At 44.5% G+C, this 15,800-nt stretch carries 9 protein-coding genes; 6 read left to right on the forward strand and 3 right to left on the reverse strand.

The genetic code is table 11. From position 1 onward, the window contains the following. Positions 1 to 77: 77 nt before the first annotated feature. Together LEP1GSC050_RS15515 and LEP1GSC050_RS15520 are read right to left on the reverse strand one after the other, a co-directional pair. Complete coding sequence (locus LEP1GSC050_RS15515) at positions 78 to 1,574, reverse strand: pectin acetylesterase-family hydrolase (RefSeq protein ID WP_010568655.1); 1,497 nt, start codon at positions 1,572 to 1,574, stop codon at positions 78 to 80. Between the two features lie 185 nt (positions 1,575 to 1,759). Continuing rightward, a complete protein-coding gene (locus LEP1GSC050_RS15520) occupies positions 1,760 to 2,698 on the reverse strand; it encodes an NADP-dependent oxidoreductase (protein ID WP_010568656.1) in 939 nt (312 codons plus the stop codon). Positions 2,699 to 2,804: 106 nt separating this feature from the next. Between LEP1GSC050_RS15520 and lon the strand changes: the two genes are divergently transcribed. The 6 genes from lon to LEP1GSC050_RS15550 all read left to right on the forward strand — a co-directional run bounded on the left by lon (position 2,805) and on the right by LEP1GSC050_RS15550 (position 13,080). Continuing rightward, a complete protein-coding gene (gene lon / locus LEP1GSC050_RS15525; protein ID WP_010568657.1) occupies positions 2,805 to 5,255 on the forward strand; it encodes an endopeptidase La in 2,451 nt (816 codons plus the stop codon). A 60-nt stretch (positions 5,256 to 5,315) separates the two neighbouring features. Then, complete coding sequence (locus tag LEP1GSC050_RS15530) at positions 5,316 to 6,431, forward strand: DegT/DnrJ/EryC1/StrS family aminotransferase (protein WP_010568658.1); 1,116 nt, start codon at positions 5,316 to 5,318, stop codon at positions 6,429 to 6,431. A 274-nt stretch (positions 6,432 to 6,705) separates the two neighbouring features. Next, positions 6,706 to 9,171, forward strand: coding sequence for a hybrid histidine kinase/response regulator LvrA (lvrA, locus tag LEP1GSC050_RS15535; RefSeq protein WP_010568659.1), 2,466 nt, complete (start codon positions 6,706 to 6,708; stop codon positions 9,169 to 9,171). 192 nt (positions 9,172 to 9,363) lie between these two features. Beyond that, the gene (locus tag LEP1GSC050_RS15540; RefSeq protein ID WP_040911394.1) at positions 9,364 to 10,599 is read left to right on the forward strand and encodes an NHL repeat-containing protein; all 1,236 of its coding nucleotides are present in this window, start codon (positions 9,364 to 9,366) and stop codon (positions 10,597 to 10,599) included. 653 nt (positions 10,600 to 11,252) lie between these two features. Beyond that, positions 11,253 to 12,452: an NHL repeat-containing protein gene (locus LEP1GSC050_RS15545; RefSeq protein ID WP_010568661.1), complete on the forward strand. Its 1,200-nt coding sequence runs from the start codon at positions 11,253 to 11,255 to the stop codon at positions 12,450 to 12,452. A gap of 160 nt (positions 12,453 to 12,612) precedes the next feature. Then, complete coding sequence (locus tag LEP1GSC050_RS15550; protein ID WP_010568662.1) at positions 12,613 to 13,080, forward strand: Dps family protein; 468 nt, start codon at positions 12,613 to 12,615, stop codon at positions 13,078 to 13,080. A 125-nt stretch (positions 13,081 to 13,205) separates the two neighbouring features. Here LEP1GSC050_RS15550 and LEP1GSC050_RS15555 read toward each other — a convergent pair whose 3' ends face one another. After that, positions 13,206 to 15,521: a hypothetical protein gene (locus tag LEP1GSC050_RS15555; RefSeq protein WP_010568663.1), complete on the reverse strand. Its 2,316-nt coding sequence runs from the start codon at positions 15,519 to 15,521 to the stop codon at positions 13,206 to 13,208. Between the last annotated feature and the right edge of the window lie 279 nt (positions 15,522 to 15,800).

Genomic DNA, 15,800 nt, shown 5'->3' on the forward strand with positions numbered 1-15,800 from the left:
GCTGATTTTGAAAATAAGCATTTAAGGTATATGGCATCTCTCGCCTAAAGCATAAGAGATGCTTTTCTTTTCCTTTCTTACAATCCTAATCCTGCGAAACCACCGCAAGCGGTGTATAAATTCCGCGATAGACCATACGATTGGTCCGAAGTTACCTGCCCAAGATTTCTTTCCACCGTATTATTAACCAAATTAGTCAAAACGCAGGAACCGCTATTATCGCTGCATTCTACGTTGGCCGGCATTGATCCCGTAGCAAAATTGGTGAGCCAGGTGGTAAAGTCGGTGCCCCCGCTGGAAAGTGTGAACATAGTATCGGAAGTAGTGATAGTGTGAACATCACCCGGACCTAAATAATAACGATAGTTCGTTCTGGCTGCGGCAACCGTTTTCATTTTTGAAATCGCTTGTTTTGACCAGTCGCAAGTCGTAAAGTCGGCCGCACTAGCGGAAGTTCCGTCGGAAAGGGACGTACCGTCGCTGTCTCCGAATATCGTGGAGTAGGTCCGTCCTACATCGTATGGATCCGCCGTGGCCGAATCCGAATAAGCGAGAGCAGCGCCGACTCCGTTGATTCGATTGATCTGGCCCATCACATTATAGAAGAAACGTTGGTTCGAATCGAAGATCGCCGTGTACTGTGCTAATCTATCGCCACTATAAAATGCTGCGACTTTGGTAAAGTAATCGTTCATCGACGCGTTGTTTGCCGCATTCGAAGTATAATCGGTTTGAATTCCCGTCACCCAGGTCGGTAAATTTTGAGCGGCCTCCACTCCCCATTTAGAGGCTAGCTTAGGGAAGAACGCGCCCGGTGTTCCTGATGCAGGTACGATTCCATTCGACGCATCGGATAGCATACTAACTTGTGCGCTAGCGTTGATTCCCTTGATCGTTTCCCGAACAACAGGATAATTTAATATGGCTCCGTAACCGCCCGCACTTTGTCCAGTGACGAATACTGTTTGCACGTTCGTATAGTTTTGCTGAATGTACTTCAATACGGAAAGCACATTATCGTAACCGTAATGATTAATGGTAACGTTGGTGCCGGTTAACGGATTCACGTAAACCGTGTTCGCATGACCAATATGCAAGTCTCCGGTACAATATGGAATAAAGACCACGTCGTAATTTTTAAAAGGGTTGCTCGGAGCGGTCTCATTCATAATTCCACGGAACGCGAATTTCACGAATAGGTCGGGGACCGCGTTCAATTGGTTGAAATAGGTGGTCGTATTATTTCCAAAACAATTGGATCCGTCCCAGCAGGCTCCTCCGCCCATGAAATTGATTAAGAGTTTCGTATTATTATCCACGATTTTTTTGCGAAAGAAATCGAAGGTCGTATTTCCCGTCACTCCTGTGCAAGAAGGACTGTACGCTCGGTTGGTATAACTTGCTCCCGTAATCGAAATTGTCCCTGCGGTTGGGGTGATTTTTTCGTAAGGGTTATAGAGTGCGACAGCTAAAGCGAGTTCTACGATTTCTTTGTTATTATCGTTTTTCGTTTTGCAACTTACTGCCGTTAGACAAATTGCCAATGCCCCGATGATGATTCTATCTATTTTCATGAGAGTAAACTCTTCCTACCCGTATCTAATTATCTTTTTTTGGAATTTAGTTTTAGACTTTCTATTTATTCGCTTTGCATGAGAAAGTTATTTATGTTCTTCCAAGAGTATAGAAAAGTCAATCCGTTCCTTACGGCGAGCCATAATAAATAGCAATTGTTATAAAAAAATGAATCTTTGATCGATCATATTTTCAGAATTATTTTTCCCCTCGTGTGCAATTGCGAGATTCTTTCCTGCGCGAGTCGCGCGTTCTCCAGCGTAAAGATTTCACTGATATGCACTTTGAGCTTTCCCAAATCTGCCCATCTGGCAAGTTCCGATAATTGTTTTGAATTGGGTTCTACGAAAACATACGACGTCCGGAAATTTCCGTTAGAAGGAAAATCGTTAACGATGATCGAAACAATATTGCCTCCCGGTTTAATGCAGGCTAAACCTTGGGCAAAAGTCTCTCCTCCTACGAAGTCTAAAACGAGATCGGCTCCTTCCGGATGCGATTCGATAAAGGCGCTCCTAAAATCTATCGAGGAGTAATCGATGAATTCGTCTGCGCCGAGAGTCCTTAGATATTGTTCGTTTCTTCCGCTCGCTACTGCGACGATATTGGCGCCCGCGTTTTTTGCGAGTTGTATGGCGAAGGACCCGACTCCGCCGCTTGCACCTAAAATCAAGACTAAATCATTCCTAGAGCAATTGGCCGCTTGAAACAAGCATTGGAAGGAGGTCATTCCCGCGAGAGGAACTCCTGCAGCTTCTTCGTGGGTTAAGGATCGGGGCTTACGGGCTAAATAGGTTTCAGGAAGACTGATCAACTCCGCGTAAGATCCCGTTTGAATCCAAGGTCTTCGGCAAAACGAAAATACCTCGTCACCTATTTCGAACTCTCTGGCCGAATAGCCCCTGCCGATCACGATTCCGGAAAACTCCCATCCGGGAATAATCGGGAGAGTATTCGGCATACGAGATTGAAATCTTCCTTCGCGAATCTTCCAATCGGAAGGATTAACTCCGGAAGCAATAATCTTAACTAGTACTTCCCCTTCTGAGGGAACAGGATCAGGGAGGTCCAAATACTCGAGAACTTCCGGTCCGCCAAAACTCCGAAATTGGATTGCTTTCATGCTATTTTCTTAGACTAAAAGAATGGTTTAAGAATCTTGCACACTGTGAGATTCTGGACAAGGCCGGAACGAACGAGTAGTCGTACCGCCTGAAAAAGGAGATAACTTGGAACCGATCGACGAATTGAATGAATTGGAAAGCCATATTGTTCCGGTAGATGCAATTTTACCTCCCGAGCTTTTTCTTATTCCGATTAAAGCCCGTCCAGTCTTTCCCGGAATCATCACGCCATTGATCGTTCCCGGTGGAAAGTTCAGCAAAGCCGTCGAAAATTCTCTCAGGGGGAACTCCTTCATAGGATTGGTCCTATTGATCGATGAGGAGCACGAAAAGAATACCGAGGAAAATATTTATGCCTACGGAGTCGTCGCTAAAATTCTGAAAAAGGTAAACCTTCCCGACGACGCCATTAATATCCTAATTAATACGGTAAGAAGATTTAAAGTGGAGTCCTTCGTTTCCACCGAGCCTCTTCTAGTTGCAAAGGTTTCTTATCCCGAAGAGGATCCTGGGGCTCCGAAAAATACTATCAAGGCCATGATGCGGACACTTCTGGTAATGACCCGAGAATTGGCTCAGAACAATCCCCTTTTTACGGAAGAGATGAAACTTACTATGCTGAACGTCAACGAGCCGGGGAAAATGGCCGACTTCGTATGCAGTATTTTGAATATAGAAAAAGCGGATTACCAATCCGTTATCGAAGCGATCAATCTAAAGGATCGGATCGAGAAAGTACTTCTGTTTTTGAGAAAAGAAATCGAGCTCGTCAGTTTGCAACGGGAGATCCAGGAAAATATCCAGGATAAGATCGATAAACAACAAAGACAATTTTTCCTAAGGGAACAACTAAAGGCGATCCAAACCGAATTAGGTCTTAAAGAGGATAAATACGAGAAGAAGTACGAGAAATTTCTGGAAAGATTAAAGGCGGTCCCCGCTGACCCGGAAGTGATCGAAGAAGTCGAACGGGAAATGGAAAAGTTTCTCTACACCGATCAGAATACCGCCGACTATAACGTAATTAGAAATTATTTGGATATTTTGGAGAGCCTTCCCTGGGAGCCAGCTCCTATGCGAGAGATCGATCTTGAAAAAGCCCGCAAAACTCTGGATAAAGATCATTATAAATTGGACGACGTTAAAGAACGTATATTAGAATTTCTTGCAGTAAAAAAATTGAAACCGACCGAGAAAGGATCCATACTCTTGTTCGTCGGCCCGCCGGGAGTCGGTAAAACATCCATTGCAAAATCGATCGCCGAGGCGATGGGTCGCAAATTCTTTCGCTTTTCCGTCGGCGGTATGAGAGACGAAGCGGAGATTAAAGGTCATCGTCGGACTTACATCGGGTCGATGCCGGGTAAGATCATTACGGCTCTTCGGATCACGAAGGAAAAAGATTCCGTTATTCTCTTGGATGAAATCGACAAACTCGGGGTCGGTATGCAAGGGGACCCGGCTTCCGCATTATTGGAAGTATTGGATCCGGAGCAAAACAAGACTTTTCGAGATCATTATCTGGATCTTCCTTTCGATCTTTCCTCGGTCTTTTTTATAGCGACGGCCAATACGTTGGATAGCATCAGCAGAATTCTGCTGGATCGTATGGAAATCATCAATCTCTCCGGCTATATCACCGACGAGAAGGTGCAGATTTTTTCCAGACATCTTTGGAAGAAGGTATTGGAGAAGAATGGACTTGAACCTTACGGTATCCAAATGGACAAAACTGCCGTTGTGACGATGATCGATCATTACTCCCGCGAATCCGGAGTGAGAGGATTGGAAAAGCAAACGGATAAGCTTGCCCGAAAGATCGCTTTACAAATCGTAAAAGGTCAAAAATATCCTAAGACCATTCATTCGACGGATATCGAATCTTTATTAGGAGTTCCTAAATACGTAGACGATCGAATGACCAAACCTACCGTTCCCGGTACCGCGTTGGGACTGGCATGGACCTCGGTGGGAGGTGCGACATTATTGATAGAAGCTGTATTCGTCAAGGGTAAAGGCGGTATCATGCTGACGGGTATGATCGGAAAATCGATGGAGGAATCTTCCAATATCGCTTTAAGTTTTATTAAGAATTTCTTAGGTTCCGAAGATCTCTTTACGGATAAAACGATTCACTTACATGTTCCTGACGGAGCTACGCCCAAGGACGGCCCTAGTGCAGGCATCACTATGGCTACCGCTATCTTATCTCTAGCGATAGGAAAAAGAATTAAACTAGGATTCGGTATGACGGGAGAACTTACGTTAACCGGAGAAGTTTTAGCGATCGGAGGGCTGCGGGAAAAAGTCGTGGCTGCGAAGAGAGTCGGAGTGCATCGAATTATTTTTCCGAAAGACAATCAACCGCAATTGGATGAAATCCCGGATTATGTGAAGAAAGGGATGGAGTTCTTTCCCGTTTCGAAATTCGAGGACGTGGAGAAGTTAGTGTTTGATCCGAAAGTTTTGGCTCCTTATATGAACTCGAAAACGGTCGCCGCAAAGAAAACGAAAAAAAGTAAGCCGGTATCGGCTGTAAAACGAAACCGCAAGTAATGCAGTCTCAAAAGAATTGCTTTTTCCGCTATGGATCTAAAGCTGTTCGAAGGAGATCACATGGGCGTACCATTTATCGACATAAAGCGTTTTGAACCGGGGCTTCTTGATTCTTGGGAAGAAAAAGTCAAGACTCTCAGTAAAAACGCTTCTTTTATCGGTGGGGATGAAGTCTCGACCTTGGAAAAAAATTTAGCCGCTGCAACCGGAACAAAATTCTCCGTCGCATGCGCAAACGGAACGGACGCGTTGCAGTTGGCTTTGCGTGCGCTTGGAGTCGGAAAAGGAGATACTGTCCTCATTCCCGATTCAACGTTTTGGGCCACTTTCGAAGCGGTCGTTAATGTGGGCGCGAATCCCGCGACCGTTGATACGAATCCCGTCGATCTTCAAATGGATTTTGAAGAATTTAAAAAAGCCCTGGAAGAAGTAAAACCGAAAGCAGCTATCATCGTTCATCTTTACGGTTGGGGGAGCTCCCGCTTGGAGGATTTCCGGACACTCTGTAAATCTAAGGAAATTCCTCTATTGGAAGACGGAGCTCAATGCTTCGGCGTTAAATACAAGGGAGAATCGATATACAAGGACGCCGTAATTAGTACGACATCCTTTTATCCTGCGAAAGTTTTAGGTGGCGCCGGGGATGGCGGAGCCGTCTTTACGAATAACGAGGAGCTCGGCGCGAAAGTTCGTATGCTGGCAAATCATGGAAGGACCTCGCATTACGGTTACGGCGACGTGGGCTGGAACTCACGCATGGATACTTTACAGGCGGGTTTTCTAAACTTGAGCTTACCCTTCTTGGATGCCCGAATCGCATCTAGGAGAAAGGCCGCAGATAAATATTACGAGGTCCTACCCGGATTAGGCGTAAACGTAATACGTCCTCCGAAAGACTTTTTTGAAAACGGTTATTGTAATGTGACTTTGTTCGATCCGTCCGAACGACCTAAAATTCAGGATGTCTTAAAAGCAAAAGGAATCGGTTTTGGTAATATTTATCCGGGAGCTATGAGCGACCAGGAAGGCGCTAAACCGTATATCAAAGGTAGATTCGGAAAAGAGCATAGAACGGGACGAATCTGTTCCTCCGTCTTGAATTTCCCTTTATTCCCATATATGACCGATTCGGAACTCGAGGAAGTATTTTCCGCGATTCGGGAATATAAAAAATAAATTGATTCGATTCTGATGCAGATCGATTTTTTTATATCTTAATTTTTAAAATCGACCGCTAATCCTGCATACAGGACTTAGCGGTTTTTTATTACCCGAATCGAATCCGATTTTAAATTCATTTTTAGACATATTGTCAATAAATTTTCGTATTCAAAAAGATTCGGAGGATCGTCGTTACCTATTAAAATTCTTGAAAATAAGAGAGAAGTATATAATATTTAGTTTCTTTTAGCGAGTCATCACTCTTGTAATATTTCGCTGGAGACTCCATTTGCACTCGAATCCTGATTTTAGACTGCTCTTCGAATCCATCCCCGGTTTGTTTTTGGTATTGGATCCCGGACTCTCGATAGTTGCGGTCAGCAATGCGTATCTTGCCGCTACCAAGACCGAACGGGAGGCGATATTAGGTCGCGGAGTATTCGACGTATTTCCCGACAATCCATCCGATCCCACTGCAACGGGTGTGAGCAATCTACGCGATTCATTGAAAAGGGTATTGGAAGATAAGGCTCCGAATTCCATGGCGGTCCAAAAATACGATATTCAACTTCCCGAATCGGAAGGTGGAGGCTTCGAGGAGAAATACTGGAGTCCCGTCAATTCGCCGGTTTTGGATTCTTCCGGAAACCTGATCTATATTATACATCGAGTGGAGGACGTGACCGAATTCGTTAAACTCAAGGATTTAGGAAATCAGCAAAATCGGCTAGCGGAGGAGCTATTGTCCCGAACGGCTTCGATGGAATCGGAAATCTATCTAAGGGCGCAAGAAGTTCAAAAGGCAAACAAACAATTACTGCACTTTAACGAGGAGTTATCTCAAAGAGAAAAAGAACTTCAGCAATTGTATAAACGATTGAACGAAATGAATCAGTTGAAATCCCAATTTTTTGCGAACGTAAGCCATGAATTGCGAACTCCATTGACATTGATACTTGCACCTATTCGAAAGTTATTGAATAAGAACGACCTCCCTGATAAATATCGATCCGATTTGGAAGTGGTCGAAAGGAACGCGCAAACCTTGTTAAAACACGTTAATGATTTGCTCGACGTGTCGAAAGTGGAAGCCGGTAAAATGAACGTCGAATATTCGGAAATCGATTTATCCAAGTTGCTACAAAGAGTCGCTTCCCATTTCGATTCAGTCGCCAAAGAAAAGTCCATTTCATATTTCGTAGAAGGCCCTAACATTCTATCGGCACAAGTCGATCCGGCAAAAGTCGAAAGAATCCTGCTAAATCTTCTCTCCAACGCTTTCAAATTCGTACCGGCGGGCGGAAAAGTAAACTGTCTTTTAAACGCGAAAGAAGATTTTGCTAATATTATAGTTTCGGATAACGGACCGGGAGTCCCGGATTCGCTTCGCGATGCGATATTCGAGAGATTCCGCCAAGTGAACAATGGAGACACTCGATCATTCGGAGGAACGGGTCTCGGGCTTTCGATTGTAAAGGACTTCGTGGATCTACACGGAGGAAGAATCTCGGTATCGGAAAATTCCGGAGGAGGAGCTCTTTTTGACATTCGGATACCGTTAAAAGCCCCGACTTCCTCTTTCGTTTCAACGGACAAATATAGCGAAATTTCGGAAGCTACCGTATTAGGAACGCTACAGGAATTTAGGCGTCTTTCAGAAATAGAAGGAACGGGAGTCGTAAATCGAAATCTTCCTCACGTTCTAGTCGTTGAAGATAATTCCGAAATGAGAGAATATATCTATGAAACTTTGAAAGCGGAATTCAACGTAAGCTTGGCAGTGAACGGGAAAGACGGGTTGGAAAAAGCAATCCAACTTGTTCCTGATCTCATAATTACCGACGTAATGATGCCCATTATGAGCGGAGAGGATATGGTTCGCGAATTGCGCACCGTGCCCGATTTGATGAAAACTCCGATTCTTCTCGTAAGCGCGAAGACGGAGGACACTCTACGAATTCGTTTATTGCAGGACGGTGGTCAGGACTATTTACTTAAACCCTTTGCTCCCGAAGAGTTGCTAGCAAGGGCGAGGAATTTTATTAAGCTAAAAAAATCTGTCGATGATTTAGAGAATCTGAATAAAGAACTGGAAGCGTTTAGCTTTTCAATTTCACACGATTTGCGAGCGCCCATTCGAGGGATAGAAGGTGTCGCTCGATTTGTTTTAGAAGATTATTCAAGCGTGTTGGATGCGGAAGGTTTGCGGATGGTAAATGTGATAATATCCACTGCGGCGCATATGGCCAACCTTGTAGACGACTTGCTCTCCTTCCATAAAGTTACGAAATTAGAGGCTAAATTTCGAAATATTAATATGCTAGATTTGGTAAAGGAAGTTATTGCAACCGTAAAAAATGTTTATCCAAATACTGAATATGATTTAAATATCGAAGAATTACCCGCCGCTTTTGGAGACTTATCTATGATCCGTCAAGTCTGGGTAAATCTTATCTCAAACGCTTTTAAATACGCCTCTAAAAAAGAAAAACCTAAAATTCGAGTCGGTTGTCGGCGAGGATTGCGAGAAGATACTTATTTTGTAAAGGATAACGGCGCCGGATTCAATGATAAATACTCCGATAGACTGTTCAAAGTTTTCCAGCGCTTGCATTCGAATCAGGATTTCGAAGGCACTGGAGTAGGCTTAGCCATTGTAGAGCGTATTATTCGACGTCACGGCGGAAAGGTTCAAGCCGAAGGTGTCGTAAATCAAGGCGCTACGTTTTACTTTACTCTTCCGAAGATCGCGTAAAATTTCGTGAAATTCTAAAGTTTTCCGGTCGTTTTAGCAGGATAGGTTTCACTTCTGGATCCTGTGCGCTTTTCTCGCTTTATTTCTAAGAAATTGACCTTTTGTTATTTTTAAAGAATTTCGCAAATTCCGATTCAATTTCTTCTTTCTTGACTGTTGACTTCGGTAGAGGATATAGTCGGGTAAACGGAAATGTTAGACGAACAACGAAATTGCTTAACTGATCCTCAGTCCCGGTCGGCAAATTTCCGGGCGTCATTCTTACTCCTGATAGCCTTTTTTGTATTCTTTGATTGTAACCAGGCAAAACCGTTAAGCGTGGATATGAGCCATGGAAGCGGATTTTTATTGTCGCTTATACTTGGAAATATTTCGACAAACTCCGGAGCCGGATGTGCGATTCCAAGTCTTTCCACCGGGGAAAATGCGACTGTCGTTCTCGGTCAGACCGACTTTGTCAGCAGCGGATTCGGCGCCGGCGTCTCTCAATTGCATTATCCGGAAGGAATGACTCATGACTCTAAAGGCGGTGTCTGGGTTTCAGATACGCTAAATCAAAGGGTCGTACATTATCCGTCGCCGGTCGCGTCCGGAGGGTCACCTGACATAGTTTTAGGCGGTACTTTTGGAACCGGCTTGAATCAATTCAATAATCCTCAAGCTGTAGCTGTCGATTCTGCAGGCGGTATATGGGTGGCCGACTACTTGAATCATCGCATTCTACATTTTCCAAGCGGAGTTGCCACCGGCGGAAGCGCCGATATAGTGATTGGAACAAGCGGAGTTTCCGGAGTCAGTACTACACTATTATATAGTCCAAGAGGAGTTGCGGTCGAGGCGTCAGGCGGGTTATGGGTTGCCGACAGCGGGAATAATCGAATACTACATTTCTCCACGCCATTAACCAATGGAAAGGCTGCCGATTTAGTGCTCGGTCAAACGAGCTTTACGTCAGGAGGAACCACCAGTGCGACGGTATCTACTCTAGCGAATCCCAATTCAGTAACGGTGGATTCGGGCGGAGGGATTTGGGTTTCGGATACTAGCTATCACCGAACCCTGCATTTTGCATCTCCATTTGCAAATGACATGAATGCGGATACCGTTTTAGGGCAATCGACGTTTGGAAGTTCCACACCTTCGACTTCTCAAAGCGGACTATGGGCGCCAACAGGATTATCTATGGATGCTAACGGTGGACTTTGGGTTGCCGACTATGGGAATAGAAGAGCCATTCACTTCTCTCCTCCGTTTGCGAACGGAAAGAACGGAGACAATGTATTAGGTGAACCGAACTATACGTCCAACAACGCCGGTAACACCGTCTCGGCGGCCTTGATGGGTGGGCCGAATGCTCTTACAGTTTCTCCCTGCGGCCAACTCTGGGTGACCGATTATAGTGATCACCGAGTTCTTTACTACCCCTAAGAATCGTATTACGCGAAACACACGGTCCCCCCTTGGGAAGCTTTACGATTGCAATCTGAAAAAAAAAAAGCCAGTGGGAGTTCCTACAGACTTTCAAAGGGAAAATGGATTGTAATAAAATCAATTTTGTGAAATGCAGGCGGTACCGCCGCTTCGCTCCGGCCCCCGCCCAGGAAGGGCGGGGTTCCAATACCACACAACAATTGCAAGTAACGATATGTTCGAAAGTTCTGACAGTTTATTTAGGAAATTAGAATTTTGCCTCTTTTGCGTACAATCACTTTATAAATTAATTTCTGGCTGAATCGAGCACAACAAGAGCCAAAATGAAGAAATCAAAAATGAACTCATAGGTTAAGCGGCGAACTGCAGTTTGGCGTGTCGGCTATACGTTGGAATACTCGTTCCTTTCTTCGAATGAAGTGAATTGTTTTCTTGATGAAATTGATATTTTATTCAAGTCTTCCTAATTCCGGTTGACATATTCTTCTTTGGTATATTGAGTAAGGCAAAAATGTTTCTGTATTCGAACGTCTTGCCGGTATAGATTTTGCAACATTCAATCTAGTCGATGTCGTTTCATATCGAAGTTTTTTAGTTTCATAAGCGAATCATCAACTTGTTTTGAAGTATAGAGAAGGATATTCGTGAACATGAATCAATTCAAACCGCTTGCATTAATTTTAGTAGCATTAATAATCGCACTTTCCTGCAAACCCAGGCACGATAACAAAGATAATTTGCTTGTCGCGCTCTTGGCAGCTTCAGCAACCCAATCAAATTGTACAACTACTCCTGTTCTAACTCTTGGAGAATCGGCAACCTTAGTCTTGGGTCAGTCGGGCTTCACAATGTCCGCTTCAGGAACCGCCCAAAATCAATTTAAACAACCATCGGGAATCGCCGTAGATTCTAAAGGCGGTCAATGGATTTCTGATGCTACGAATAATCGCGTACTACACTTCCCGAATGGGGTAGCAACCGGAGGTAACGCGGATGTTGTGCTGGGCCAGTCTAACTTTACCTCAAGCGGGCCCGGGACAACTCAAAGCACATTGACGACTCCGCAAGGATTAGCAGTCGATTCCAATGGTGGGCTTTGGGTAGTAGATTCTGGAAATCATAGAGTGCTTCATTTCCCGAGCGGGGTCGCAACAGGTGGGAACGCGGATTTAGTTATCGGTCAAGCTAACTATACGAGCGGGACAAACGCTACTACTCAAAGTAGATTGAGCTCTCCCCATGCTGTAGCGATCGATTCTGCGGGCGGGATTTGGATTTCCGACGGAGGAAATAATCGAGCTCTTCACTTCCCCAGCGGAATAGCGAGTGGAGGAAATGCGGATTTAGTTTTAGGTCAGTCGAATTACACGTCGGGAACCGGTGGAGTAACTGCTCAGAACGCCTTGAATGACCCTCGCGGATTGGCAGTGGATTTGAATGGAGGAATCTGGATTGTCGAATATGCAAATAATCGAGCTCTTCACTTCCCCAATGGAACAGCGAGCGGGGGGAATGCAGATCGAGTTCTCGGTCAGATCAATTATACGTCTAGTGCGGGTCAATTTACTCGTACGCAAATTTCCCTTTACCAACCCCAGGGTATTGCAGTCGACTCTAACGGTGGTATCTGGGTAGGCGATACTGGAAATTTACGAGTGCTTCATTATGCTAACGGAGTTGCCAATGGCGGGGGAGCGGACAAGGTTTTAGGGCAATCAGATTACACAAATATCGGAAAAACAGGGCCGACTGCCGATAGTGTTGGTGCCGCAGCGGTTCTTGCCCTAAGTTCTTGTGGCCAGCTTTGGGTAGGTGATACTACGAATACTCGGGTACTCTACTTTCCTTAGAGAAAATCAATTGCGAAAAAGCCATAAATGGATGGTCTTTCCATTTTGAGTTTGCTTTCTTTTAGAAATTGAACTCTTTTTCAGGACTTTAGCTTGAAAAAGAAAGTCTAATTTTGTAGAATTATTCTAAATTTAGAATAATTCTACACAGAAGGTGCTTATGAAACCAAATATTGGAATTCAGGATAAAGATAGGGACGCGATCAATAAAGGCCTACAAAGTCTTTTGGCGGATACATACTTCCTATATCTCAAGACTCATAATTATCATTGGAATGTTACGGGGCCATTATTTAACACCCTGCATCTAATGTTCATGACCCAATATACGGAGCTTTGGAATGCTCTGGATCTAGTCGCCGAAAGAATCCGATCTCTCGGATATCCTGCTCCGGGAACCTATAAGGCCTTTGCAAACCTAACTTCTTTGAAGGAGGAGGATGGGGTTCCAAAGGCGGAAGAGATGCTTAAAAATTTGGTAGAAGGGCATGAAGCAGTTATTCGAACTGCAAGGGGAATTCTTCCGGCGGCGGAATCCGGTGGGGACGAGGTGACAACGGATTTATTGACTCAACGTTTGCAAATTCACGAAAAAACGGCTTGGATGTTACGCAGTATGCTCGAGTAGAAAATAAAAGTCCGGTAGAGCGTAGCTGCGGAAAGGACTGAACGGAGAATAACGTTCAGTGCGGAACCCTTTCCAGAATATCCGTTTGTTCGCGACGGATATTCTTACCGGACGGTCAACGGACCTTAGAGTGTGAGGATATACTCTACCAAATCATCCACATCGTTAGTATTCTTAGTGCACCAAGGATGAGGGGCAGCCGGCATTCCTATCGGCGCTATCGTTCCTAATTCGTCGGGACCATATTCACGTCTCATCTTTTGATAATCCCAGTAATACCAATTATTATCTCCCGGAATCGATACAAAGTATTTATGCCTTTCGATAAATCGATTTCTCTTAACGCCGGTATCCGTATCGGTGGGCGATTTCGGAACTCTAAACACATCTCCTTTTCTATTATGGGCAGGGTACGGATCCGGGAAGTCGGGTCCGCCTAAAGCGGGTATCGAAGCATTATGGACCGTATAGTAGGAATTGTATAGCTGTGATCCCTCCGTGCATCGGTCAGGATTGACTAGATCCTCCAAGTTTCGAACATGACCGTCGGTCAGTAAGCCTCTGTGTTGAACCCAGTACATATCCCGTAAGAAAGTTGCTCGGATCGATTGTTGTTTTCGTTGATAAATGGTAGGAGTGAAAAATCTACCGACTTCGTTTAAACGAAACATCTTTTCGTTGGAGTTCAGGCCCACTTTATCGGTATGGCAACTTCCGCAATCCCGTTGAAAAATCGTCTTACCTCGATTGACTGCCGAAGTAACGCCCGAATACGATTCCCATCCGGTTTGTGCAAAGCTTCCTTCTCCGGGATCTCCTCCGACTTGGCCGTTTAGTTTTCCTTTATATTTTAACCAACGATATAATCCGACTTGCCGCAACGGACGATCATACTGATCGAGTTTAGTCATGTATGCAGTTAGTGCTTGAAGTTCATGAGCACGCATTGAGCCGGTGGATCCGTCAGGTTCCTCCGAATGTATATAAGAACCTTCGAATCCGACGTACGATTCCGTATGCGAGAGTGATCGTCTAATCCCCATATAATTGGTTACGTTAGGAATTGCGATCGGAGAGAATTGATAATCATTATCCGTTTCGCTGCCTTCTCCTTTTATCCGAATCAAGGCATGTTCTCCGGCGCCTTGAGGTAGTGAGTAAATGAGAATCGTCTTATCCACATCCTTAGTACCGGAGTCGAAAACAGGACCGGGTTCGCTTGCGATAACTCCTTTAAAATTTCCTAATAGAGACCATTTCAGGGACCATTTAGGATTCGGAAGTCCCGGTATCACTTTTGTAACTATGTTTCCCGGGGTAGCTTCGAAACTGACTCTATAACCGTGGCATGAAGCGCAGTTGAATCCTATCCATTCGCCTTTCCCGGTATAAGGATTGGAGGCTTCCGCATAACGATAGCCGGCCCAACCGCTGCTTCTGGTATTTCCTTTCAATAGCGGATCCGATCCCAAAAATCCGGGTATAGGAGTGGGTTGAGGGTACGGGTCGAAATAAACGTTATCGGTTGCTGCGGAAGGAACTTCGCCGGCATTGGCTTTGTTTGCCCCGAATAATAATGCGGGATCGGCGATATAACCCGTAACAGGATCGGTGGCTTGGTATCCGAAAATTTTACTCCAATCCAGATTCCGAATGATATGAGCGATACCGATATTAAAATCATAAGACCAAAAAATCTTTTCACCTAACGAGAATAATACTCCGAAACCCGGGTTATTGATGCTTACTGTCAATGGATCGGTGGCTTGAGCGTCGCTCAGGATTGAAACAACGTCGCAGGTTTGTTTAAAGCTTTCGTCGGTGATTCTTCTCGTTTGCGCATTGATTACATTGTGGGATTGTCCAGGTCTTAAAAGGGATTCGTTATATCCGATTCTCTTCTGAACCTGTACGATTAAGGGTCCGCTCGTAGTGTGTTCGGGAACGACAAATTGAATTTCAGTATCCGTCCAACTGACGATATACTTACCCCAGGTATCTTCGATAGCGTCTACCTCGAAATTTACCTGTTTGGCGACATCCAAGCGTTGTTCGTACATTGTCAGATCTGTTTCCAAGACTCTTGTATTCCCTATCATGATTTTAGAATAATCGATATCGGGTCCAGCGCCGAATCCGGTACCTTTCAAAGTGATAGTTTGACCGGGACTGAGCGTAGGAGGAGGAACCGGAATCGGGCTATTGGGTAGATTTTGCCAGGCAAGATTTCCGTTGATTAATAAAGATTGCAATTTCGGTTGTGGAAAGGAAGCGGCTGATACTACTCTAATTCCTTCGCGCAACGGATCGAAACTGCAAACTTCTTCTTGATTGGGGAATTCGGTAAAAATTCCCACGGGGCATCCGGCAGCTAAGGCAGTTAGGGCGATCAATGCCATCTTGAAGAATCCCTTTGCTTTTTTCACACTTCGCGTTTCCATCTAAAGCTCCACTTCGACGGTTGACTCGTCCGTCGATTCGTTACTGAAAGAAAGGATACTTCGGTATTCGAAAAGAGTCGTCCGACGGATAGAACTCGAACGTACGGATTATACTATTCGAACTGTTGTAATAAAAAAGATGTTTTAGAAATAAGTGAATTATAAGTGATTAATAAGAATTACTTTTGGTTCCAACTAATTCTTTTCATTTTTATAATGAAATAATAAGAAATAACCGCGTGGATCTAAGCGGTTTGAAAGTCAGAAAACTTGACAGAT

Origin of the sequence: Leptospira broomii serovar Hurstbridge str. 5399 (genome assembly GCF_000243715.2) — a bacterium.
Lineage (GTDB): Bacteria > Spirochaetota > Leptospiria > Leptospirales > Leptospiraceae > Leptospira_B > Leptospira_B broomii.

Excerpts from the sequence above, each read along its gene's own strand:
- LEP1GSC050_RS15515 (WP_010568655.1), bottom strand. The coding sequence starts at position 1,574 with ATGAAAATAGATAGAATCATCATCGGGGCATTGGCAATTTGTCTAACG.
- LEP1GSC050_RS15520 (WP_010568656.1), bottom strand. The coding sequence starts at position 2,698 with ATGAAAGCAATCCAATTTCGGAGTTTTGGCGGACCGGAAGTTCTCGAG.
- LEP1GSC050_RS15530 (WP_010568658.1), top strand. The coding sequence starts at position 5,316 with ATGGGCGTACCATTTATCGACATAAAGCGTTTTGAACCGGGGCTTCTT.
- LEP1GSC050_RS15540 (WP_040911394.1), top strand. The coding sequence starts at position 9,364 with ATGTTAGACGAACAACGAAATTGCTTAACTGATCCTCAGTCCCGGTCG.
- LEP1GSC050_RS15545 (WP_010568661.1), top strand. The coding sequence starts at position 11,253 with ATGAATCAATTCAAACCGCTTGCATTAATTTTAGTAGCATTAATAATC.
- LEP1GSC050_RS15550 (WP_010568662.1), top strand. The coding sequence starts at position 12,613 with ATGAAACCAAATATTGGAATTCAGGATAAAGATAGGGACGCGATCAAT.
- LEP1GSC050_RS15555 (WP_010568663.1), bottom strand. The coding sequence starts at position 15,521 with ATGGAAACGCGAAGTGTGAAAAAAGCAAAGGGATTCTTCAAGATGGCA.